The organism is Cupriavidus sp. GW821-FHT02F09 (assembly GCF_059421605.1).
Genome location: NZ_JBWKVH010000040.1, coordinates 31,223 through 52,821 on the forward strand (window position 1 = coordinate 31,223; position 21,599 = coordinate 52,821).

22 protein-coding genes and 3 pseudogenes are annotated in these 21,599 nt (G+C 60.7%); 10 read left to right on the plus strand and 15 right to left on the minus strand.

Translation table 11 applies throughout. The features are described 5' to 3' along the window. Positions 1-1,024: 1,024 nt before the first annotated feature. Together AC07XB_RS30710 and AC07XB_RS30715 are read right to left on the minus strand one after the other, a co-directional pair. A complete protein-coding gene (locus AC07XB_RS30710) occupies positions 1,025-1,426 on the minus strand; it encodes a hypothetical protein (RefSeq protein WP_492831196.1) in 402 nt (133 codons plus the stop codon). A gap of 24 nt (positions 1,427-1,450) precedes the next feature. Beyond that, on the minus strand, positions 1,451-1,855 hold the full coding sequence (locus AC07XB_RS30715; protein ID WP_494752814.1) for a hypothetical protein: 405 nt from the start codon (positions 1,853-1,855) through the stop codon (positions 1,451-1,453). A 167-nt stretch (positions 1,856-2,022) separates the two neighbouring features. Between AC07XB_RS30715 and AC07XB_RS30720 the strand changes: the two genes are divergently transcribed. After that, entirely contained in the window at positions 2,023-2,211 is a 189-nt protein-coding gene (locus AC07XB_RS30720) for a hypothetical protein (RefSeq protein ID WP_492831194.1), read from the plus strand. Positions 2,212-2,848: 637 nt separating this feature from the next. On the opposite strand, the gene AC07XB_RS30725 is transcribed toward AC07XB_RS30720, so the two are convergent. The 7 genes and pseudogenes from AC07XB_RS30725 to AC07XB_RS30755 form a co-directional block, all read right to left on the minus strand. Continuing rightward, a complete protein-coding gene (locus AC07XB_RS30725) occupies positions 2,849-3,232 on the minus strand; it encodes a BON domain-containing protein (RefSeq protein ID WP_492831193.1) in 384 nt (127 codons plus the stop codon). Between the two features lie 328 nt (positions 3,233-3,560). After that, a pseudogene (locus AC07XB_RS30730) lies at positions 3,561-4,178 on the minus strand (nitroreductase family protein). Positions 4,179-4,510: 332 nt separating this feature from the next. Next, positions 4,511-4,984, minus strand: a complete 474-nt coding sequence (locus AC07XB_RS30735; RefSeq protein WP_492831191.1) for a hypothetical protein — start codon at positions 4,982-4,984, stop codon at positions 4,511-4,513. 28 nt (positions 4,985-5,012) lie between these two features. Further along, positions 5,013-5,228 carry a hypothetical protein gene (locus AC07XB_RS30740; protein ID WP_492831190.1) on the minus strand — a complete coding sequence of 72 codons (216 nt, stop codon included), beginning with the start codon at positions 5,226-5,228 and terminating at the stop codon, positions 5,013-5,015. Then, complete coding sequence (locus AC07XB_RS30745) at positions 5,194-6,057, minus strand: NAD(P)-dependent oxidoreductase (protein WP_492831189.1); 864 nt, start codon at positions 6,055-6,057, stop codon at positions 5,194-5,196. Before AC07XB_RS30745 ends, AC07XB_RS30740 begins: the two co-directional genes overlap by 35 nt. Positions 6,058-6,174: 117 nt before the next feature. Continuing rightward, complete coding sequence (locus AC07XB_RS30750; RefSeq protein WP_492831188.1) at positions 6,175-6,756, minus strand: TetR/AcrR family transcriptional regulator; 582 nt, start codon at positions 6,754-6,756, stop codon at positions 6,175-6,177. Between the two features lie 1,573 nt (positions 6,757-8,329). Then, positions 8,330-9,616, minus strand: a complete 1,287-nt coding sequence (locus AC07XB_RS30755) for an SGNH/GDSL hydrolase family protein (protein WP_492831224.1) — start codon at positions 9,614-9,616, stop codon at positions 8,330-8,332. A gap of 144 nt (positions 9,617-9,760) precedes the next feature. Here AC07XB_RS30755 and AC07XB_RS30760 point away from each other — a divergent pair, with 144 nt between their 5' ends. Next, positions 9,761-10,672 carry a LysR family transcriptional regulator gene (locus AC07XB_RS30760; RefSeq protein WP_492831187.1) on the plus strand — a complete coding sequence of 304 codons (912 nt, stop codon included), beginning with the start codon at positions 9,761-9,763 and terminating at the stop codon, positions 10,670-10,672. A gap of 11 nt (positions 10,673-10,683) precedes the next feature. Then, positions 10,684-10,980 (plus strand): hypothetical protein, encoded by a 297-nt coding sequence (locus AC07XB_RS30765; protein WP_492831227.1) that lies wholly within the window; start codon positions 10,684-10,686, stop codon positions 10,978-10,980. A gap of 816 nt (positions 10,981-11,796) precedes the next feature. Here the strand turns inward: AC07XB_RS30765 and AC07XB_RS30770 are convergent. Next, positions 11,797-12,117 (minus strand): H-NS histone family protein, encoded by a 321-nt coding sequence (locus AC07XB_RS30770; RefSeq protein WP_492831186.1) that lies wholly within the window; start codon positions 12,115-12,117, stop codon positions 11,797-11,799. Between the two features lie 535 nt (positions 12,118-12,652). Between AC07XB_RS30770 and AC07XB_RS30775 the strand changes: the two genes are divergently transcribed. Both AC07XB_RS30775 and AC07XB_RS30780 read left to right on the plus strand, forming a co-directional pair. After that, positions 12,653-13,264 (plus strand): hypothetical protein, encoded by a 612-nt coding sequence (locus AC07XB_RS30775; RefSeq protein ID WP_492831185.1) that lies wholly within the window; start codon positions 12,653-12,655, stop codon positions 13,262-13,264. Continuing rightward, positions 13,261-13,746, plus strand: a complete 486-nt coding sequence (locus tag AC07XB_RS30780) for a hypothetical protein (protein ID WP_493688102.1) — start codon at positions 13,261-13,263, stop codon at positions 13,744-13,746. Before AC07XB_RS30775 ends, AC07XB_RS30780 begins: the two co-directional genes overlap by 4 nt. A 47-nt stretch (positions 13,747-13,793) precedes the next feature. Here AC07XB_RS30780 and AC07XB_RS30785 read toward each other — a convergent pair whose 3' ends face one another. Then, positions 13,794-14,186, minus strand: coding sequence for a hypothetical protein (locus AC07XB_RS30785; protein ID WP_492831183.1), 393 nt, complete (start codon positions 14,184-14,186; stop codon positions 13,794-13,796). Positions 14,187-14,412: 226 nt separating this feature from the next. Here AC07XB_RS30785 and AC07XB_RS30790 point away from each other — a divergent pair. Next, positions 14,413-14,647 (plus strand): annotated as a pseudogene (locus AC07XB_RS30790) (hypothetical protein); the annotation flags it as partial. Positions 14,648-14,688: 41 nt separating this feature from the next. Here the strand turns inward: AC07XB_RS30790 and AC07XB_RS30795 are convergent. Next, positions 14,689-14,898, minus strand: coding sequence for a hypothetical protein (locus AC07XB_RS30795; protein ID WP_492831182.1), 210 nt, complete (start codon positions 14,896-14,898; stop codon positions 14,689-14,691). A 7-nt stretch (positions 14,899-14,905) separates the two neighbouring features. On the opposite strand from AC07XB_RS30795, the gene AC07XB_RS30800 reads away from it, so the two are divergent. Then, a complete protein-coding gene (locus AC07XB_RS30800) occupies positions 14,906-15,391 on the plus strand; it encodes a hypothetical protein (protein ID WP_492831181.1) in 486 nt (161 codons plus the stop codon). Positions 15,392-16,184: 793 nt separating this feature from the next. Here AC07XB_RS30800 and AC07XB_RS30805 read toward each other — a convergent pair. Then, complete coding sequence (locus tag AC07XB_RS30805) at positions 16,185-16,949, minus strand: flagellar brake protein (RefSeq protein ID WP_492831180.1); 765 nt, start codon at positions 16,947-16,949, stop codon at positions 16,185-16,187. A 423-nt stretch (positions 16,950-17,372) separates the two neighbouring features. Here AC07XB_RS30805 and AC07XB_RS30810 point away from each other — a divergent pair, with 423 nt between their 5' ends. Next, entirely contained in the window at positions 17,373-17,630 is a 258-nt protein-coding gene (locus AC07XB_RS30810) for a hypothetical protein (protein ID WP_492831179.1), read from the plus strand. Between the two features lie 717 nt (positions 17,631-18,347). Here the strand turns inward: AC07XB_RS30810 and AC07XB_RS30815 are convergent. Then, the gene (locus AC07XB_RS30815) at positions 18,348-18,710 is read right to left on the minus strand and encodes an SOS response-associated peptidase family protein (RefSeq protein ID WP_492831223.1); all 363 of its coding nucleotides are present in this window, start codon (positions 18,708-18,710) and stop codon (positions 18,348-18,350) included. Between the two features lie 944 nt (positions 18,711-19,654). Between AC07XB_RS30815 and AC07XB_RS30820 the strand changes: the two genes are divergently transcribed. Continuing rightward, complete coding sequence (locus tag AC07XB_RS30820) at positions 19,655-19,972, plus strand: hypothetical protein (RefSeq protein WP_492831178.1); 318 nt, start codon at positions 19,655-19,657, stop codon at positions 19,970-19,972. Between the two features lie 191 nt (positions 19,973-20,163). Beyond that, a pseudogene (locus tag AC07XB_RS30825) lies at positions 20,164-20,774 on the plus strand (IS5 family transposase); the annotation flags it as partial. 518 nt (positions 20,775-21,292) lie between these two features. Here AC07XB_RS30825 and AC07XB_RS30830 read toward each other — a convergent pair. After that, complete coding sequence (locus AC07XB_RS30830) at positions 21,293-21,460, minus strand: hypothetical protein (protein ID WP_492831177.1); 168 nt, start codon at positions 21,458-21,460, stop codon at positions 21,293-21,295. Between the last annotated feature and the right edge of the window lie 139 nt (positions 21,461-21,599).

The window sequence follows — 21,599 nt, forward strand, 5'->3', positions numbered from 1 at the left end:
TTGCCCTACCGCACTGATACCCCACACTGGGGTTAGCTTCACGCGGGATTTGACTTCGGCGTTCGCTCCGTTCATAGGCAGCGCTCCCGATCCAAACTCCCGTTCTTGCCTGCTGTGATTGCGGCTTTGTCGCAGTCACAGATTATTGCGTAGTGGGCGATGACGTTCAGGCCCAGCCTTCCCTGGTCATTTGCACACGGATCCACACCATGGCAGCGGCGCGCCGGAACTCAAGAGGCATGTGGTAGATGTAAGCGACTTGCAGGCGGCGGAGCATTTCCGAGTGGGTTGAGTATGAGCCGGACCGGGCTGAGCGGGCGCCGTGGGCCAAGGCCGACCGCCCGGACGCCCAGACGGGTCTATCCATTGGATGCGGTCGCACGCGTATCTCCCTCGCGCTGTTGGCCGGGGCGGATCTGCGTGCACATGGCTAGGCGCGATCTGGCGGTTGACTAGGTTGCAGGAATGCGCATTTTCAAGGACGCGGTGCGCAAGCATACGCGTTGGGGTAGGGACGGTGCCGCCTGGCGATTTGCGCACGTGGACGTCGATTCTGGCGTGTACCAGCTAAAAAATAATGTCACGCCTTGATCATTTGTATGGGGCAGTATTGAATGAATTCTCCCGGCGCGTGGTTGGTGCCCGGTGATCAAGACCTTGCAAAGAGGTCGCAGTCTCAACCGCACGGATCAAGTGCCCGGCGCGGCGATGGCCGTTGAAGCTCCCCCAGCAGACCGAACGTGAAAAGCACCGGAGACAAGGATGCTGAGTCCTCATGAATTCGCCACATTGATCCTACTGAGAGAGGAACGGGATCCGCTGGACCTGGATCCTGTGGATCTTGACTCCCTTCAGTATCACCAACTCGTGATGCTGGAGAGAAGTCCCTCTGGCCAAGCCTTCCCTCGCATCACGCACCGCGGCCATTCGATTCTTAAAGCGATCGGACGAACCCGATGAATTCGCGAAAGTCGCCGAGGCACAATACGAAGAGAGTCCGGCGAGCACAGCCTGGGTGATGCTGCTATGTGCGTAGGCTCAGCAGCCACTGCTGGTAGTATTTCTGCTGGTCGACCACCGTCGCGGGGCATACGTCAGGGCCGGTGCTAAAGGTATCGAGCCTGTCGGCTTCGCTGGCTTCGCGTCCTATCACGAGCCGGTGCACGATCAATCCTTTGCCGACTTGCTCGCCGTTGGGAATGTAGTAGACATCCAGACTCGCGCCGTAGCAAAGCGGACATAAGCCCATCAACGCCATAGTGCTGCGGACCTGGCGCAACGCTTGAAAATAGTCAGGCGCCATCAGGTCAATGACTTGATCACGATAGGTTGCGCGCAAGCGACAGACCTCGAATTCCTCGCTCGGCTCGAACTGGATCAGCTCGTCTGGCGCGCCGCCACCGAGCGGAACGAAAAGTGTGTACATACCAAGTCCCCCACATCGACGATCTCATGCCGTCGATTCGAGCCATTGCGAATAGTAATCGCGTTGCTCCGCCACAGTCGCCTGGGTTATTTTGGTCTCGCAGCCGAACGTTTCTACGATGTCGAACGGGGTGACCTGCCGACCCATGGTGAGGCGATAGGCACGCAGTCCGCTATCCATCTTGCGGATGGAACCGATGGAATACACGTCCAGGCTGGCTCCGTGGCAGAGCGGAAACAGTCGCTCTGACTCCAGCGTTTCGCGAATTTGGCAAAACGCCTCAAAAAAGTCCGTTGCCGCGGCATCGATTTCCCGACTGCGGTAGCAGGCGCGCAGGTGGCAGGTGGCATACTTACCGGTGGCCTGAATCCGAATGAACTCGTTGGCAGCACCCCCGAGAAGGATGAGATGAAAGGTTAATATTGGCATTGCGAAACCGTAAGTGCCGGTGCTGGTCCGAAGCCTTGCGGTCATTTCAGTGTAGGGCCACGTCCTGCGCTCTACCAGCCATCTCGTCGTCCCATTCGCAGGCAAGGGCCGTAGCTGCCTGCTCGACGCGGCCAACCTCCTCGTTCCACCAGCGCTTGCAGGTCGCCTTGCCCCTGTTGCATGCCACCGGCCTGCGTTTTCCCGCAGTGGTAGCCGCCAGCACTACTCACCTGGAGTGGCTCAGCCTGCTCGGTGCTGGCCACCACGCCGGTATCAGGATGCGGATTGAAGGCTGGTGGCTGGAGGTGGTGGACCAGAGCACAAGTTGCTCCGGCTGCTGGTGCCGCCGGCCGTGATCGCGCGGCCATCCATCCGACCCGGTGCCAACCGAGTCCCGGGCGGGGTCGCCTTGCTCGGCCACGCCATTGACGTGAGCTAACGGGCGCCGTGGGCCAGCGCGCGCCCACTAACCCCGTCGATGCCGCGGCCGGCATCGGCACCGTCACGCTCGCCAGGCAGATCAAGGGATTCTTGTGGCCTGCGCCGGCACGCTGCGCTTTGCCGACCCGTGCGGCGCGGCTGTCGAAGACGCCCTTGCGCGTGCCTAGCGGGAATTGATCCGTCCTACAGAAGTTTCCAATCCCATCCAGCGGGCCGAACAAGCAGCTCGTGGGCCAAATACCAGAATTACGCGATAGGTGCTGTCCTTTAGGTAGGACGGTGCCCGATGGCAGTTTTCACATGCCTCTCCTACGCTGAACGTGTCGTGCGCGCTGGTTGGATTTTGAAAACCTGGGGCGCGGCCATCGCATTCTTGGAATTCGAAGACAAAGCAATCCTTCGGAGTTAACGCTATGACCGACGTGCTGTAGGAGCATCTACCCCCTCGGGGGCGGGGCCGCATGATCCTGCCGCCGATTTCGCCTCGTCGTTCCAACCCTGCTCGGCGGGGCGCTTTTCTTGTGAGGCGTGTGCCCCCGATACGTGTGATGGCTACTTCTCTACCTCGAGGCCGTCCACCACAGATTGCACGCCCTCCACTGCACGGACCGAGTTCAAGGCCGTCAGCTTTTCTGCGTCGCTTGGCACTTTGCCGTCGAGGTGCACAATGCCGTTTTCGGTACTCACCCGAATCCGGGCCGATCGAAGCCCGGCAGCAAGAAGCTGCGCTCTTACCTTCATTGTGATTGCGCTGTCGGTTAGTCTTGCCCGATCGCTAGGTACTTCAGGCGGCATCGGGGGTTCCTGTGTGCGGCTGATCGGTGGCACGCCATCCGTTGCAGCCAGCACGCTGTTCACCTGTCCCCAGGCAACAGCATTGCCCAGAGCGGCAAGTAGTCCGACTGTTCCAAGGCAAATCTCTCTGACTGGTTTCATCACTGTCTCCTACTGAGCTTGGAAGGCCTGGGAAGTGCCGAAGCCCCGATTCTAGAATAGGCCCAGGCCCGCCCAATACCGCGCAAGGCGCGTTCCATGCAATCAAAAAAATGTGCATAACACGCTCCAGCCATCGATTGACGGAAGAGCCGAAGCGGGGAGGGCAGGACCCCTTGTTCATCGCCCTCATGTTGGGCCAGGAGGGCTATTTAACGCAGGACGGCAAGCTCGCTAGGCAGAGCGGAGGCGGTATCGTTGTCTTTGACAGCGGTAGGCCTTATGTCTAAGGTGTCAGTGCTTCTAGTCGACCTCGTCTATCTCCGAATCCTCAAACGATGTTGAGGACTTCAGACAATGGCTTGCGCGGCTTCTGCGTCCAGTTGCCAGCCGCCGGATAACCGACCGTCACGATGACGACGGGAAGTTCGGTGGCATCGAGATTGAATTCCCGGCTTACTTCTGCTGCATTGAAGCCCACCATCGCGCACGAGCCCAACGTCATACCTTGTGCAGCCAACTTCAATGTCATCGCCGCCAGCGAAGCCGAGCGGATGGCTTCGTCGCGCTGCAAAACGGGATCGCGCTCATGTGAAGCACTGGCTTGGGCCACCCATCCATCGACCGTGTGTTGTGCCATGATGCCTGCATCCACGCTGGGCTGGAGCGGGGCAGCCAGTTGTGTATGCGCGGCCAGCAATCCACAAACGATGAATGCGACCGAAGCATCGACCACCTTCTACTGCCCGTAGGCCGCCGATGTCAAGCGGACCTTGGCGTCCTCCGATCGCACTGCGATGAATCGCCAGTTCTGCATGTTGTAGGCAGAAGGCGCCTGAGTGGCCTGGGCGACCAACGACGTGATGACCTCATCACTCAAGGGGCGGCCGAGTTGATAGTGATTGACGGACGTGCGAGATTCAATGGCACGTTGAATGGGATTGGTCATGAGAATATCCTTTGAAATATAAAAACGTCGAATGAAATAGGGCTCTCACTGTCGGGGCCGCGCAATCGTCTGCTGCACGGCGAAGACGCTCGCCAGCAGCCTGAAAGAAGTGCGCCCAGCACCAGCAGGCGCAGCCAATCTTGAAGGGCTGGCACCTAGTGCGTGCGCAGCAAGCTGGCAGAGCACGGATGAGCGCTGCCGTGGAGTGCCGATCCGGTGGTAACCATTTCGAAGTAACCAGATAGGTCGATCCTCAGATCGCCGGCAAGAGAGCGATCAGCGCCACGTCGCGCCACGTGTTCATCGCGATCGTCGCCATGGAATGCATTCGATCAAGATGCCGCAACGCCGCCGCCCGGCCGGAAGCCGTGCCCACTGGCCGACCAGACCTCCGACAGGCCCAGCAGCGACAGCACCGCCATCGTCCACGGGAATGACGTCGGTCCCGGGGCGTTCGAGCAGCACACCGCCCACAGATCGTCACTAGCATGGATTGCCAAGCGTCGGCCCCACGTCGCAATGCCCAGCAGCACAGCCAGCGCCGAACCGGCGGAGAAAACCGGCACCGCCATCGCGCGCCTCTGCCGATGCGGGGGCACCCTGCGCCGCGCATCGCCGGCCCGCAGTCCCCACACGACGCCGGCCGCCATGCCCGCGACGAAGCGCGCGGCCAAGGTCGGCCTGTAGTGGGCGGACAAGGCCGTGATGATGTTGAACATTATCAGGCCGCCAATGACCAGCAGGAACAACGGCCTGCGGTTCCAATTGCGCGTGGCGGCGATGACTGGGATCGCCGCCACGCGCATAGAGCGTCACCAACTGGCCCGCCAGGGCTTAGGAAACGTCCAGGCCCTGGCCGACCTGCGGCAGCAGGCCCGCCGGCGTGGTCTCGATCATGATGGCGAGGAAGCCTGTCATCGCGAACCAGACGGGTAGCCCCTCAGTGGTTGCCGCAGATGTTGCTGTGGACGTTTCATGATCGTGGATGCTCTTGCTGTTGTCGTTCCCATGCAGGTCATGCGAGATAGGACGCCGCCATGTCCTTGTCACCGTGCCCGGCTTCCAGCGCACGCTCGAAGCGCCAGAGCCCGGCCTGCGCCGCATCTACCTGCACGCCGGCCTGGGCGGCGGCATCGACCACCAGCCGGGCATCCTTCACCGCATTGACGATGGAGAAATTGGCGGTGTAGTTCTCGGCCAGGATGGCGGCGGCCTTGGCCTGGAAATAGCCGCTGTCCATCGGCCCGCCCGTGACCACATCCACCACCAGCGCCGGATCGACGCCCAGCCCCTTGGCAAGCGCCAGGCTCTCGGCTAGGCCGTGGGTCAGTGCAAAGGCCCAGTTGTTGAGCGCGAGCTTCAGGCGGCTGCTGGCACCCGTTTGCTCCGATACCCACAGCGTGCGCTTGCCGATGGCGTCGAAGACGGGCTGCGCGGCTGCACGCTGTTCGACCGGACCGGACGCCAGAATGATGAGTTGCGCCAGTTCGGCCGGCTGACGGGTGCCCTGCACGGGGGCGTCATAGAAGACCAGCCCATGCTGTTCGGCCAATGCCGACAGGGTTTCGATGCTCTCGATGCCGACCGTGCTCAGTTGCAGCCAGATGGCTCCCTTGTTCAAGGCCGGTGCGGCGGCCTGCAGGGCTTCCTGGACGCTGGGGCCGTCTTTGAGCACGGTCACGATGATGTCGGCACCACGCAGTGCATCGGCCGGGCTGTCGAATGCCAGGATGCCATCGGCCACCAGAGCCTGTGCCTTGGCGGCGGTGCGATTCCAGGCATGCACTCTGAACCCCTGCTTGTGCAGGTTACGCGCAACGGGGGCGCCGATCAGGCCGGTGCCGAGGACAGCGATGGTGATGCTTTGGCCAGTGCTCATGTGAACTCCTCTTGATGGTGGATGAAGAACTTCTAATGGGAACGATCATTCCAATTTTGGCCAAACAAAAACCCGGCATCTCGGCGCGCACCGATGCGCCGGGATGCCGGGTGGGCGCTACAGCGTGTCGAGCGCCACGTCGATCACATCCAGTAGGCAATGGCGACGTTGCTGCGCGGGACTGCCTTTGCTCAATACCCGCAGCCCTTGCATGGTGTTGACGAAGAAACGGGCCAGCGCACGCGGGCTCTTCTCGGCGGCGACCTCGCCCGATTGCTGTCCCCGGACGATCAGTTTTTCCAGTGCCCTCTGCAGACGCTGGAAATTGTGTGCCACCAGTTCGGCGACCGCGTCATCATGGCCTGCCAGTTCTAGTGTCGCATTGGCAACGAGGCAGCCCCGCCGCTGCGGATCGCCCAACTCATCCTCCACGATGCGCATCAGCAACTGCCGGACCAAATCCTTGACGGAGCCAGGACCAGCCAACAACTCCACATTGGACGTAGTCACGGCCTGGTAGCGGCGCAGTGCTTGCTGATAGAGTCCTTGTTTGTTCTCGAAAGTGCTGTAAATGCTGCTGCGAGATAGACCGGTGCCTTCGACAAGATCTTGCATCGAGGTTGCGGCATAGCCACGCTCCCAGAACACGCGCATGGCGGCATCAGCGATTTCATCAGGTTCGAATTCTTTGGTACGCATGGCAATCCATCATACTGGAACGATCATTCCAGATAATGTACGATATCGGTTCTGGCGAGTCAAGAACAATCGGATCGTTCATCATCGAGTTGTGAAGGCGCGGGGGCATGGATGCACCCGTGCCTCGCATCGAGGCGCGCGAAGATGCCGCATAGTCCGTGTGCGGCGTCACAGAGACAGAGATGACGATGCTCGCATCAATTTTCCCCAAATCCCGCTTGAAGCAATGGAGATAAGAATGGTCGCCACGGCGGTCGTGGTGATTGCCGTCTCTTGGGCGGTGGGCGTATTCGGGCCGCTTGTCGGGGCGCCTTGGCTGGGCTGCCTATTATTCTCGGGCCGGGTTCTACTTCCTAGCTGCGCAAGCATCCGAGGCATTCGTCGCGTAGGCAGCGTCGTATGCGTTGCTGTCGCGACGTGCCATGCAGTTCCTTCTGCTGACCTACATCGTAATAGCAGGCAGCCTGGATCGCGCTCGCCTGTGCCAGGGGAACTTGACTGTTGGCCGCATTCTCGTTTCAACTTTTCCGGCGCGGCCCTCTGTTCCGCTTTTCTGGATTTTTGGGAGTTCCGGGAATTTCGAAAGTGTGAATTGAGGGCGGCTACATAGAATTGTGATCTCCTGAAAATGTGTATTCTTTCCGGTTTAGGTTGCGCTGAGTGCAGCTTGCGACGCTTGTCTAAGCCATGATTGTTGGTCATTGGGGAGGAATCACATATTTACGCATTGATAGCTATTTTTACGTATTTTTTCTCTCAGCTTTCTCTGTGTTTTTCGGAAATCTGCGAACTTTTGGGGAGCGCGTCGACGGCGCAGAAATAGTCGCAGGCTCCAAAAGGTGTGTTCTTCCAACTGGCCTGCCGACCTCCACCAACCCGCAGGAGGCACCTTGTCAAAAAGCAAACAAGTACCCATGAATTCCGGTACCGCCCACAGCTTGGGCGTGGCGTGCGCTCGTATGGCTGCCCAAAACGTAACCGACGGCGCTTTGGATCTTGCCCTCGCGTGGATTGAATACCGCATGGAAGTTGGCTATCCGCAGTACGTCCCGGATTTTGAACGTGGGTTGTCCCACGAGCGACGGGCACAAGCTAATACAGCCGATGAGCGCCACACGGGCTCGTCAATCAGCACGCCGCTCAGGCCCGACGTGTCCCACGCGGTCCGGCTGAGAAAATAACAACTCGCCTACCTACCAGCTACGCAGTGTGGCGACCGAAGCCTCGTTTGGAAAATCGCGAGATTCCTGGAGGCGGAGACGGGCGCGCAGCGCGTCAACGCGGACGATGCGCCCAGGCCGGCGTGACGGTTGACATTGAGCATGGATTGGCCGAGCGAGGGCGGTCCTTGACGACCTCAGATCAGGCCAGCAACAACTACCCCCACGCCCGAGCGGTAATAGGGCACTTTGACGCTTCTTGGAGAAGAGCGCTCTGGCGAATGAGCGTCCGAGGCTTATGCTCAAGCTTGGCGGATGTTTCCGGAGCCCGCGCGCGAGCGGGTCATCGGTGGCATAACGATGCGATTGGGCAATTCCAAGTTGCCCATGCGGTACGGGGTGAACAACATGATTCAGCGCTCCCATGAGGTCGTCGGTGTGACTTCGGCGGAAGCGCCGAGGTCTGGCAGCAAGGTTTTAAGATCGATGGCTTCGGCCATCGCGTGATTGCCTTCATCTCCGGGATGCAGCCGGTCGCCGGAGTCGAAGCGCGACCCGATACGAACGGGATGGGCGGGGTCGCGCAGTACCGCATCGAAGTCGATCACTGCATCGAACACGCCGCTGGTGCGAATCCAGTCGTTCACCTGCCGGCGCAAGGCGTCCTTGTCGACGTGGTAGTAGTTGTCCAGTGGCGTACCGGGCAACGCACCCTCGAACGGCGTGAGGGTTGCGCCGATCACCCGCACGCCACGGCTGCGCGCCTGTTCGACCAACTGCCGATACCCCGCCATCAACCCATCCAGCGTCGGCCGAGGACTTGATGGCGCAAATGCCGTGCCTGGCCAGGCGATATCGTTGATGCCCAGCATCACGATGATGCTTTGCACGCCTGGCTGGGCCAGCGCGTCGCGCTCCAGCCGCGCCAGCGCATTGACACCCATGCCGTCGGATAGCAAGCGTGCGCCGGAAATGCCGGCATTGATGACGGCCACACCATGCGGGGCCAGGCGAGCGGCCAGGAAGTCCGGCCAGCGGCTGTCCTTGTCCAGGCTGGCGGTGGCACCGTCAGTAATGGAGTCGCCGATCACGACGATCGCGCCCGCCGATTGTACGGCTTCGACTTGAATTCCCACCAGCAGCGGGCGTGCCGTTGTGCTCTGTGTGGAGCTTTTTTTCGTCTTGAGTGCCGAGGCCATGGTCTGGTCGCCGGAGACGATCCAGCCGGTCTGGCGGCCGTCCCAGTGAAAGGTGCTTACCGGTGTTTCTTCCGCCAGATACAGGCTCACTGCAAGCTGTTCCAGCGCGGCGAGGGGCAACGCAACAGGGTCGCTGACCAACGACGCGCCAGGCAGGATCGTCGCCGCCTCCCGCCCACCAAAGGTCACGGTGCGCAGGCTGTCCGCAACGATCGTGCCGCCCGTCACGGGCCGTGCGACCGTGGCCTTGCCCACGGCGAGTGGCTGCCGGCCATAAGCGTTGGATAACACGATGCGCACGCGCGGCCCGCCCAGGCTGACGCGCACCACTTGGCGCACGGTCTGGTCGCGCAGCACGGTCGGGACGTTGGTGGGAAACAGGAAGTCCGATCCCCAGACCGGCTGCGGACTGGCGCCCCACGTGGCTACCCAAGTGGACGTGGTAGCAACCGCATGGACGGCGGGAAAGGATGCGCCGGCTATCAGTGCAAGGGCCAGCATCGCTGTGGCTGAGGATTTTGAGATGTTTTTCATGTCAGTGAATTCAATGCCTATGTAGGGCTGAATAATGAATTCAACGCCGTAATTGGAATAGACTATCTCGCGGAAAAACATTTGTGACTTGAATTCATCAAGGAGGCTGTCATGGCTCGCCTGGAAGTCAACCGATCCGGCGAACTAGAAGTGTTCATGCGCGTCATCGAACTGGGCGGATTCTCGGCCGCTGCCCGCGCCTGCGGGATGACGCCATCGGCGGTCAGCAAGCTGATCTCGCGCATGGCGCAGCGTCTTGGGACACGGTTGATCAACCGCTCGACGCGACAGCTCCAGCTCACTCCCGAGGGCTGCGCCTTCTACGAGCGCGGTGTGCGCTTGCTGGCCGATCTGGATGAAGCGGAGCGCTGCGCCAGCGCGCACGCGGCGCCGCGCGGGCGACCGCGGGTAAACGCCAACGTACCCTTCGGCCATCATTTCCTACTGCCACTCGCTTCGGAATTCCTGGACCGCCATCCCGACATGACGCTGGACATCCCGCTGACCGATGAAGTCATCGACATCCTGGAGCAGCGCACCGATGTGGCTGTGCGTGCAGGCCTGCTCAAAAGCTCCAACGTGATGGCGCGCAAGCTGGGCCAGACTCGCATGGTCATCGTCGGCGCGTCCGACTATCTGGCGCGCAATGGCACCCCGGCTACGCCGGACGAGCTGGCTCAACACAATCGCCAGGGAGCCAACTACGTGCGTGCTCGGCCCGGTTGGCCGCTGCGGCACGATGGTGGGGATATCGTGGTTCCCGTGACCGGCAACGCACAGGCCAGCGATGGTGAAGCGCTGCACCGTCTGGCGTTGGCCGGCGTGGGTCTCGCTCGCCTAGCCGCCCTCCAAGTACGCGAAGACATTGCCGCTGGCCGGTTGCTGCCGGTGCTCGAAGATTTCAATTCGGGCGATGTCGAGGAAGTCCATGCTGTGTTTGTCGGACAAGGCGGCTACCTGCCGCTGCGCGTGCGTGCCTTCCTGAACTTCCTCGCCGAGCGGGTTGATATCGGTGCACGCTAATCCTGTTCGACATGGATGCCGAAAGCGGACTTCCCCGGCGCGAGGTCTGGTCGCAGGGGTGCGGGCTTGTCTGGGTCGTCGTATTTGAGGGCCAGCGCGGCGCGGGCGTTCCGATTCCCCGCCAGTCGCGCCTGATCGCCTGCACAGACTCGCGGGATTCCTTCACGCGGTCGAAAAGCCCCTACCGTGCCGATCATCATCTGGCAATCATGCGCGGGCAGGCCATGCCAGACCGCGATCCTCGGGAGGTGGTCGCGGCCCACGGCCGGCGCCTGGAGGTGCTGCGCCGGCCCGGCACCGCTGGGTAAACGCGGGCATCACGCTGTTCCGGGAGGAGGGTGTGCCGTTGGGCGAGGCCCTGAAGTACCCGCTGATCCCGGCCCACCCCGAGATGTGCAAGGGTGACGACGAGTACGTTCAGGTGATGCTGGGCAATGCCGAAATCAAGTCGGCTGTGGCCGCGCGGGTCTCGGGCTCTGGACCTTCCAGACCCCATCGGCCAGGCGCCCCCCATCGCGCTGCAAGGCAAGGATCAACTCGGCTATCTACAGCGATTCCACGCTGGATAAGGAGCTGATCGACGTGATCCCCATCGGCAACGATGCGGCGGTCATTCACTTCTGGAGCCGCCTCACGATCGGTGCGGCTCATCCGGCGGGCCCGCACGCTGATCCTTGCCGTGCCGACGCGACAGGTTGGCGAGTGGCGAATCAAGGCGCTAGAGAATGTCACCCTGACGAATCCCCGCACGGGAGAAGCCGGTATGCGACTTAAGTCAGTCGTGAGGCGGTCGGCTCTTGCCGACGGTCGCAAGGATAGCAACGGACCCAATTGCAACGACCCTCTTCGTCAAACACATTGGCTACTACGTGGCGGAGGTGTTGGGGAAAAGTAACGGGCCGGGTACGTATTTGAACTTCAGCTCGAAGCGCCAAGCCAGGCCGTCAGTGACGTGCGACTCTCGCTCAACCGCATTGGCGCAAGGCCTTGGAGGGGCGGTGCGGGCTGTCTGGCGGCCATGGGACGGCCGCGCGAATCGCTGCACACGCGCTTCCGTAAACAGTCTGGACGGGCTGTGGACGGATGCCGCCACTCATCCGTCCAAGGGCGGGTGCCCGCTCCGGTTAGGCCTCAGGAATCAGGAACTTGTCCCGATTTTTCCCGATCCAGGCCGGAGCGCGGCCGCGGCCTGACCAGGTCGCGCCAGTCTTGGGATCCTGATATTTCGGGGGCAATGCTGTGTGCGGGGCGGCAGCGGCCTTCGCGCTCACGCCTGCGGGCCTGCCGCGGCGGCGTTTTGGTGCAATGTCTTCGGCCGTGAGTTCGTACTCTGCCATCAGAGCGCGGACTTTCTCGATCACGTCAGCAACCTCAGCGGTGCGGATTTCGACCAGCTGAGCTTCGATTTTCTCTTTCTCTGCCAATAGCTGCTTGTAAGTCGCCATCTAACTTCTCCGTTGGGAAAATGGCTTATCCTACATGAATTCCAGATGAGCGTGGCGATGGAATTAGCGTATTGACTAGCACGATCCCAGGAACTTTCCTTGCGATTAAGTCCTTAGCAAGGGGCTTGCTCGCGCGGGACCAGTTCATCCTGCGCGACGGGCTCGAGGGTGAGATACCAGTGATCTGTATCAGAGTTCCGCGCACGGCCGTCCGGCGAAGCTACTTGGTAGTGGCTCGTATCAGCGCCGACATGAATAGCCATCACAATAAGGGCCGCAACGCCAGTGACTGTCCAGCGTCCAAGAGTGAGAGAGCTCTGTCCCACGCCGAAAATCTGTCGAAAGCGATCGGAGTGATGAATATGGATAAGTACTGAACCCAAAATCCGTATTTTGGGATAGTAGCGAAGAATCGGCAATTGGCAATCCCCTCGGGGGGACGGTAGCGACCGTGCGCTACAGACTGGCTCCCATCCTGCTGGCACGCTGCGTCTGCAGTTAAACTTGAGCCAGTCTTCGTCTACCAGGTGCGCCGTTGAATCTCACCCCTTTCCCATTTTCCCGCGATGTGATCGAGACCGTCGTCGCCGGCGCGTCCGACTCGCGCGATCACAGGCAGCTGATCGCCACATTGCGGCGCGCCATGGCCATGGACACCATTCGTCTGGGCAATGTGCGAGGTGGCTTTTCCCTTGCCACGCCGCAGCGCCTGGTGGTGACCCAGGACGGCACTTCGCTGGGAACATATGGCGATTGGGTCAAGGCGGAACTGGCGGCGGTAGGCGACGATCCGGTAGCCGTTTGGCGCAAGCATAGGAATAGCCCGCTGCGGCTGGCCGACGCGGAGATCGAGCGCCTCTGCCTGGTCGCGCCCTACGGAATCGGCACGGCGGCGTTCTTCCAGATCATTGTCAGCCGCTACCAATATGTCATCGAGCGCGCCGTGTTTAACTCCGATCCCTATGCGGAGCCAAGATCACTCGATGATCTGCTGGAGCAAACCTGCTGCAAGGGAATGCGGCTGAATGAGCGCATGCCATATGGCTCGGCCTCTACCAGTTCGAGCAGGTCGAGGATGTGGCGGCAGTCTTGCACCTGGATACCGAGTTGGACGAGGCGCGGAAAGCTGGCTTGGAGCAATCGGTGATCTGCACTCGCGATCTCCGAACCGGGGAGGCGCAGCGTATCCGCTACTTCGATGCGCATCCGGACCAACGGGTGCTGAAGTCGCGCCTGGCGCGATTCTTCGCCGACTGGGAGCGATCGAGCGCTGGATTGCATGGTGCGGTACTTAGCGATCATTGGGTGTTCGAGGTGTCTGACTACGCGAACCCGGAGGATCAGTCGCGCCACCTCACTGTGATTCCGGCTTGGACGTCGACTCGCAAGCTGCCAGAGTTCATGGATAAGCGGCGCGGTACCGTGTACGACCTCTGGGATGCACTGCTGCGATTCGATGTGAAGGTTGGCCATCCGTTTGCCTGGTTCTTCTTCATGCTGCACGGCAATCGGCTTGGCGCGTGGGTGGGCAGACAAATCCTGGTGGCCGCGGAAGCCGGCACCATCGAACTGCCCGAGCACGACTATTTCGTGCTCAAGGAATGGAGCTGCGCGCCATACAGCTTCTAGGAAGGCCGGGATGAATCCGCTCGGGCCGCTAGAATTAACGCTCCGTTCTATAACCGTTCCGTCGGAGGTGCGTAGTTTCGGCAAGAACCTACTAGGGTCGCCCCACCCGGTGGCTTGTAAGTTGCACTGTGACTAAGTCGATCGATCTTGAATCCATCCTTTTCATAACTATTCTCGCTGATATTCCAGCCTGAACCGTTACCGATTTCAACAACGATTCCGACAGTACCTAGTTCCTTCTGCTTGGGATCCATCAGCTCACACATCAATGTCGCCGCCCTGTGTCCATCCCCCGCCTGAGCCGGGGCGTTCTGTATCCCGATGGCGAGGAATAGGAGGTGGAAAAGTTCAGGTCGTCGCAAGCTGCGAAGTGCCCTTCGCGTCGTGTTTTTGCCTGTCGTTTCAAGCAAGACTCCGACACCCAATCCGGTCTTTTTCATTGAAGACTCCTCCAGTTTCAGTTTTAACTATAGTGATCAGAACAAAATGAATCAACGGCTGGATGCGTATTTCAGATCGAGAAGGAATCTGCAGCTGTCAGGTATTATTTAAAAAGCGAAAATATTATCTAAAATACGCCAATTTTATAATTTGGTAAATCATGAGCGCCGCAGGGCGGCTGCCTTGTAGTGCACGTGGTCGGGCGACGCCCGCGCCGAGGTTTTCAGCTTCACCATGCTGACTATCAATTCGGACAAGCACCCGCTGATGTACCGCTTTCACACCCCGGGCAAGGAAAAGCGGATTGTGATCGTGCCGCGACCGGAGTGGGATGACTGGCTCAATTGTCGGGATCCGGAAGCCGCGCAGCTTTCTGCGACCATGTCCTGCAGAGCGGATGCAGGCCGAGCCGGCGCCAAGGGTTCTGCGGACGAAGGCATTAACGGGCAATCTCCGGTGACTTGGCCCCGAACTGGGTGGAGGATGGCGGAGGTGCGGAGCCTACTGACGTATAGCGACCAGGCCCCTGGGGACGCGGCGCGACTTCACGCACTGGTCGATACGATCCGGCCGTCCGAAGAAGAGTGACGAAAACGCCCTGGTCTGTGGGGTAAGCAACCTATCCGCTTGACGATACCCTTTCACGCTGCGGGGATCGTCCCCGTAGCTGTTGCGCAGGCGGATCTGCCCATCTCGCCCATGGACCAGCAACTCGACCTTGTCCTGCTGTGCCTCCGTCGTGCCGGACGTGCGGGCGGTCGACGAGGGCCTGGTGTTTCAGCAACTCCTCTATGCTGACGAGGTCCGATCGATGCTGGATCTGCACGTGGAGAAAGCTGAGGTCCAGCCAGCGGAGCTGGCTTTGGCGGAACAGCTGATCGAACAGAACTCGGTGGAAGGGTACGACCCCACGGCCTACAAGGATGAGGAGAAAGACCGCATCCTGGCGGCGATCGACAAGAAGATCGCTGTGAGCGAGGAGCGGAGTGAACCGCGGCAGGGTGCGGAAGTGATAGACCTGATGGAGGCCCTGCGCGCAAGCATAGCCCAGCGCAAACAGGGCGGAGCGAAGGCAGCGACCTCAGCGGCTGCAGCGGTGGGCAAGAGCAAGAAGACTGGGAAGCAGTGCCACTGCGGCGCCGGCTCCAGCCAAGCGAGCTTCAGCGGCGACAAAGTGACGGACCGATGCCGACATACACCCTGAAGGACGCCGAGACGATGCTGGGCGTCCCGCGTTCGGTGGCCACCAGGCTGTCACTGAGGGGATCATCACGCCCACACGCGGGCCGCGCCGGAAGCTCCTCTTCACGTTTCAGGACATGGTGCTTCTCCGGAGTGCCAATTCGCTGCATGGCGCCAAGATCCCAACGCGGCTGATTGTCCGCGCGCTGGTGAGGGTGAAGGCGTCTCGCGGCACTGGCCAACTGCATTCCTGGATCCGTATCTCAACCTGGGCTGCATGCTGTGCGACGCGCGCCGGTTTGGCGAGGCGACTGAACTGTATTGCTCTGATCTCACAGCTGCCGAGCGAACCGTTGCTCCATTTCAACATGGGCGTGGCGCTGGAGGACCAGGAACGCCCCGGGGAGGCACTCACCAGCTATGCTGCAGCGTTAGCGCGGCCTTCATGCCATTGCCCCGCGCGCCTCAATCGAGACCAAGACCTGCGTAGTCGAGGAGTCGCTCACCTATACCGTCCAGCTACTCAATCGCGCGGGGGAGCGGTGTGAGCAGGCCGCTAAGCGCGCCTGCCGTAGTACCAGTCGACAGTCCGATGCATAAGCACGAGGACAACCGATGGGCCACTACGGCGCCCATGGAGGTCCCGCCTACCACGGCGCGTGACTGTACGGCGCCCAGCTACAGCATGAGGCTCGTTATAGGCCTGATGTAGCTAAACAGACGACCAATGTCAAGGTCTCTGACGAACGAAGGTACGCACTTGGTAGGTCCGGATCGGGAACATGTGATTGGAGCTGGATTGGTGCGCAGCCTGGTCATTCGCGGCCCGCCAGTTCAATGTGGTAGACCAACCGCTGGAGGAAGGTCTGTTGACCAGGCGAGATTGCGACAAAGGTGCAGCCAATGTGATGCATGGTACGCTGGTCTTCCCAGGTGAGACCGTGCCCGACCACTTGGAGATCGAACTCCAGTTCGCCCTGGTTGCGAAAGTCGAGCCTGCACTTCCGCAAGATGGTGCCCACCGGAAACCGGTCCGTACTCGCAATCTTCGAGCGAAGCCCCACACCGGACAGCGAGAGGTCGGCGATAGCTAGCTTCAAAGGCTGGTCGTCCATCGCCTGTAGTTCGCAGCGGTAACCCATAGCGACCTGCGGTCGTGCACGGGGATGGCGACGGCGCTCGAAATGGTAGAGGTGAGAGGGGAAGGTTGCGGCGCAGGCCGGGCCGCCCTGATAATTGATCAGGTCTGGCCTTCCGATGACGAAGTCAATCTTGACAGCGCGCAGAATGGCGGAGACAGCAATCTCATCAGATGTCAGCAGCAAATCCCGCTCGGCGTCCGTGCGGCATCCGTCGAAGATGAAGGTACACGCTACAGGGTCTACCTTCAACAATGTGGTGGCGAGCTTGTAGCCGTCGCGCGTGCTCAGTCGGACAATGCACTTCAGCCAGGCGAGATCAAGTAGCACTGCACTGATTTGTATGGGAAGGGTCAACCAGTGGCGGTCATCCAAAAGGCCATGGCTTGGCGCTTGCGTGCTATCGGTTTGGCGCTTGGCAACAGAATGATTGAGGCTCACGAAAAATCCTAGGGAAATCGACGACGGCTACTTTTCGATTCTAACGGCGGTATTGGTTGAATGTGCATGCAGCCATCAACAATGGCCTCAGGTTGAATCACCGCGACATGTTCAATAACGGAAGAAGGCGGCGGGACTTCACCCTAAAAGTTAGAAGGGGCACGCACGGAAGGCGTCGGGAAGGGGCGTCCGCACGGGCGACATGGCACGAAACAGAATGCTGCCACGCAGGGAAAGGGGGCTCGCGAGGTCGGGTCCAGCTGACTGGGCGAGCGATGATCGGCGGAACAGCCGTCGGTTGGGTGCCCCAATTGGGACTGTATTTATGTACAGTTTGGCGTGAGCGGCGCCGAGGGCCATGACCGGGGCGCTTGGTGCCTGATCCGTGCTACGATCACGGCCAAAAAACAACGATGCCCCCACATGTCAGCCAAATTTTTCGAGTATCGCGACTTCGAAGTGACGGCCTTTGCCGAGCAGAGCTTTACGGGCCTTTGGATCGCTAAGTATCACGCGTTTCCTTGTGCCGAGAGCGTGAAGGAAGTCCTGTCCTTCAGATTCCTCTGTGATGGCCGGAAACACAGGCTGGTCCGAAACGACGTGGAAGCAGTAGACGAAGCCGCAGCTTTTGCAAGGGCCGCCATCGACACCAAGCTATTGATGGCTTCGCTGCACAACTAGGCGCTCCTTCATTCTTCTATCCGCTGCCCCGCTATGACGCAAATGGGACAAATTTTTCTCCAAGGAAGTCGCCGACGCGATCGGCGTTGGCGCAGGTCTTCAAGTCGCTCATTTGGCCCGACAGATGCGCGAGCCCATGGATCAGGCCAACGCCAGATTGATCGCTGCTGAACGCCCCACCCTCCAGGAGCAATGGAGTAGAGTTGAACAGTTAAGCGCGTCCGGCGAATGGGCCGACAATTGAACACTAGCGCCAGAAAGGTACCCAGCGCAAAACTAGCAGGGCGCAGGGCATCTTGCTAGCATTTCCTGGGCTCCTTGGAGGGAGGCGATGACGGAGCGACGGAACGGCGTGTATCGTGGATTTGAAATGTCGGCGGATGTCGAGAGCCACCCTACAGGCAGTTTCCACGTTGTCGCATTGTGGGTGCGCCTCACGTCTCAAGGGGCGCTCGCCAACGTACCCGTTGCTGGCGGCACACCTGGGCCTTTCGCCGATCTTGACAGCGCTTTTGGAGGTTCCTTTGGCCGCATTCAGCAGGCAATTGACCACCACATCGACGGTCTCTCCGCCCGTTGACTCGGCGGCCTTGTAGCAATGTCGGGCGTTGCGCGGTAGCGCTGTAGCCAGGGTGGCTAGCTGCAGTGAAGCCAAGGGGGCAGGGGGAAGTATGCCTTGCTAGCGTCGGTGGATTGCTTGTGCCTGGTGTGATGCCACTAGTCTTGTGATGGATCCACACTTCCCGAATTAGATGGCGTTCCGTCCATAAACACCCCACCCGGAACGCCGGGGCGTCCCGACTCTGACAGCATGCCGCAGGCTGCCGAATCAGCTACGAAGCTTAGCGACAACGCGATCACGATGAAAGTCCGTTGCGTCTCGATCTTCATCAACGGATGCGTGTCCGAGTTGATGGTTAGCATGGTGAAGCTGAACACCTCGGCGCCGGCGTCGCCCGGCCAAGCGCGCCACAAGCCGGCAATGGCGAACTCGGGCTCGTCCTTGAGCCAGATCCGCCAGCGCACGGACTTCGGTTGCCCTTCCTCATAGGACGGTTCGTAGAAACTCGTGGCCGGCAGGCTTCGGTCGAGTTGACTGAGTGAGGCTCCAGGTGGCTTCCCCTATACCTATTGGCCCCTCCTGCCGCTGAGGCGTGACGCAATTGCGGTGCCGGCTAGTGGTCCTGTGAAGGCAATTCGCGTAGCCGTCCAAGTGCTTCAAGCGCGGTATTGCAGTCGTCTTCGTCGCGCAGTCGCTGGGTGTCGATGTAAATCAGTATCGATCTCGCCACGATGTTCTTGTCCTCACACCGGGACGATGCCCCGCACTCGACCTCAAGCTCCGATCACAAGCTCTCGCGAACGATGTCGATAAACAATGTGCAGGCGGAGGGGTGCAAACTGATCTCCGATGACGCAGCAGGAAGGCCAGCTGCGTCAGCCACCGGCAGTAGGATCCAGAACTGAAATGTCAAGGTGATCAATCGCATTTTCTGCGACGAGGCTGTTGTGGACTTGCAGGTATCGCTAGACGTCCGCCTGCCGACTGTCCCGGCTATCCCCCCCATGGGACCCTCGGACAGATGCGGATCGCGTCCTAGCACAGGATAGGAATGCATGTCTCTCACTCAAGGGTGTCATCGCTGATAGCTGTCCCTGCTGCCTAGTCAAGAATATATACGCAGGAGGTAAGGCGGAGGGACTCGGCGACGTAGCACGTGTTCAGGACGAGGTCGGCGGACATCATTGGGCGACCTCGCACGGCGACAGGAACGGGCTCTCGGCCGTCGGCCCATTTGCGATGGGATATCCAGCGTGAGCTATTCCGCTACCAATCTCCCCGAAGTCTGGAGGCCTGGTGTTTTCGGTCCCCGTCGGCCTACGTAACGTTACCGATGGCGACTAGAATGGCAGTCTGGGAACCCGGAGAGCGCAGTACGCCTTTGATTTGTCGCCGTCGTCACTCAACGAGGGTGGGACGGAATCCAATGCCCCGCCGAGGCGCTTATAGGACTGACAGGCCCATGATTACCGCCGTGACTGGATCCATACTGCTTGAGGCGAGTTATATCGATGGCCATCACGAGGAGGCCCGTTTCCCGTGTGAGGTGATTGAGATGACGCTCAACTTTTCCTGCCCTAGTTTGATGGTGCGCGGTGTGGCCGTCCAACATCTGGTTGCTCTGAGATGGACACCAGACCGAATCTCGTTCGTCGTTCCGGACGTGGCGCAGCTTTGGACATTTAAGCTCAGGGAACGCCCCATCGCTATCGGCCCGCGCATGGCGCGTTTCGAACTAGCCAGCGCTTTACCATTCACAAATTCCCCCGGCGATATTTGATGTATGACGTTGACGAAAGTCAGGGCATGGCTATCGAACGATCTGGCTGCGCCAGTACCAAGGGGTGCTGCGTAACCACGACCTGATCCGCGACCTTCGCAACCGATATCGCGGGGCCTGAGCTTGACGCTAGGCTGGGAAAGCCCCCTTGCACGGCGGCCCGCCTGTTTCGTCTTTTGACGGAACAGGCATGCTGGCGGCGGCTGGTTGCATGGCAGGGGGCTGGCGTCTGGCAACGCATCCACGAGACACTACTGTCCGAATTGCGCCGTCGCGGCCAACTCGACATGGCGCGCGCCATTGTCGACAGCTCCTCGGTTCGCGCCATGCTGGCGGGAAAAAAACTGGCCCGAACCCAACGGACCGGCGCAAGCTCGGCAGCAAGCATCACCTTATCGTCGACGCCCAAGGCATCCCGCTCGCGGTCATCCTGAGCGGCGTTAACTGCGACGACATCACGCAACTCGATGCGCTGGTCGAGGCGATTCCCCCCATTCGCGGAATGCGAGGGCGCCCTCTGCGCAAGCCGAAAATCGTCCAAGGCGACCGGGGCTACAACTCTGAGCCACACCGACAGCGCTTGCGCAAGCGCGGTATCACGCCTGTGCTGGCCAAAATTGGCTCGCCGCACGGCAGTGGTCTTAGCAAGACACGTTGGGTCGTAGAGCGCTCGGTTGCCTGGCTCCACTCGTTCAGGCGCCTAAAGATTCGATACGAACGATATGCCCATGTCCACGAAGCCTTCCTGTCCCTTGCCTGTTCACTGATTTGCTGGAGCAGGCTAAAACCCTACATGAACTAATTTCGCAACAGCTTCTAAGGCGCAGGGCCGGCAGGCAGCGAACCATAGACGGTGCGCACCATGCTGGCTGCGGCGCAAGCGGTGCGGATGATTTTCGCCTCGAGCTGAATGGCGTGCCGCTAGCCTGCGCTGTTTCCCAGCGTCCGCGCTACGACCGGAGCGCCCCTTGCGCTTGCCCGACGCATACAAGCATCGCGGCCGATGCCGTACACTCCAGTGGCAGGCCGCCAACCGAGATCGCCGCCGGTGAACTGACCGCCCTGCGGGACGAGCCGCGGCTGCAGGCGAGCGATGCGCTCGAGCGGAAGTTACTGCAACTGCATGTACCCAATTCTCGGCGGAGCCGGAACGCATGCGCGAGCAGGTCGCTTTGGCGCAGGAGCGGGCCAGCGCCACAGAGCGCCGCGCGCTGCGCGAATTCGACAGGAGCGCACGCTGCGGCAGAAGGGCGAGGAGGCGCTCGCGGAACTGGCGGCGGTGCAGGCGAGGGCGCAGGACGCCGCCGGCACCCACGTCAGTCAGAGTGCTCGCCAGGCCGGGATATCTTCCCAGGGCGCGCCGATCAGCCCGGCTAGGTAGCGATCGCGCTCGCGCGCGCTGCTTGCGTCATGCGCGAGGCCGTGAATGGTGGTCAGCGCCTCGGGGCCGCAGGCGAGGATCAGCAGTTGGCCGACGCGCAGCAACACAGCAGGTTGGCGTCGGGAGCGCCGCGGCGCAGGCGCTCCGCCTGGCCCTGCAGCCAGTTGATGGCCTCAGCGCGATCAGGTGCCCCGCTCGATCCCAATTCGTTCACATGTTCATTATTTGACATAATAAGCGTCTCGG

Excerpts from the sequence above, each read along its gene's own strand:
- AC07XB_RS30770 (WP_492831186.1), bottom strand. The coding sequence starts at position 12,117 with ATGGCGACTTACAAGCAGCTATTGGCAGAGAAAGAGAAAATCGAAGCT.
- AC07XB_RS30715 (WP_494752814.1), bottom strand. The coding sequence starts at position 1,855 with ATGCCAATATTAACCTTTCATCTCATCCTTCTCGGGGGTGCTGCCAAC.
- AC07XB_RS30745 (WP_492831189.1), bottom strand. The coding sequence starts at position 6,057 with ATGAGCACTGGCCAAAGCATCACCATCGCTGTCCTCGGCACCGGCCTG.
- AC07XB_RS30750 (WP_492831188.1), bottom strand. The coding sequence starts at position 6,756 with ATGCGTACCAAAGAATTCGAACCTGATGAAATCGCTGATGCCGCCATG.
- AC07XB_RS30755 (WP_492831224.1), bottom strand. The coding sequence starts at position 9,616 with ATGCTGGCCCTTGCACTGATAGCCGGCGCATCCTTTCCCGCCGTCCAT.
- AC07XB_RS30820 (WP_492831178.1), top strand. The coding sequence starts at position 19,655 with ATGATTACCGCCGTGACTGGATCCATACTGCTTGAGGCGAGTTATATC.
- AC07XB_RS30760 (WP_492831187.1), top strand. The coding sequence starts at position 9,761 with ATGGCTCGCCTGGAAGTCAACCGATCCGGCGAACTAGAAGTGTTCATG.
- AC07XB_RS30810 (WP_492831179.1), top strand. The coding sequence starts at position 17,373 with ATGTCAGCCAAATTTTTCGAGTATCGCGACTTCGAAGTGACGGCCTTT.
- AC07XB_RS30725 (WP_492831193.1), bottom strand. The coding sequence starts at position 3,232 with ATGAAACCAGTCAGAGAGATTTGCCTTGGAACAGTCGGACTACTTGCC.
- AC07XB_RS30785 (WP_492831183.1), bottom strand. The coding sequence starts at position 14,186 with ATGAAAAAGACCGGATTGGGTGTCGGAGTCTTGCTTGAAACGACAGGC.
- AC07XB_RS30735 (WP_492831191.1), bottom strand. The coding sequence starts at position 4,984 with ATGCGCGTGGCGGCGATCCCAGTCATCGCCGCCACGCGCAATTGGAAC.
- AC07XB_RS30710 (WP_492831196.1), bottom strand. The coding sequence starts at position 1,426 with ATGTACACACTTTTCGTTCCGCTCGGTGGCGGCGCGCCAGACGAGCTG.
- AC07XB_RS30765 (WP_492831227.1), top strand. The coding sequence starts at position 10,684 with ATGGATGCCGAAAGCGGACTTCCCCGGCGCGAGGTCTGGTCGCAGGGG.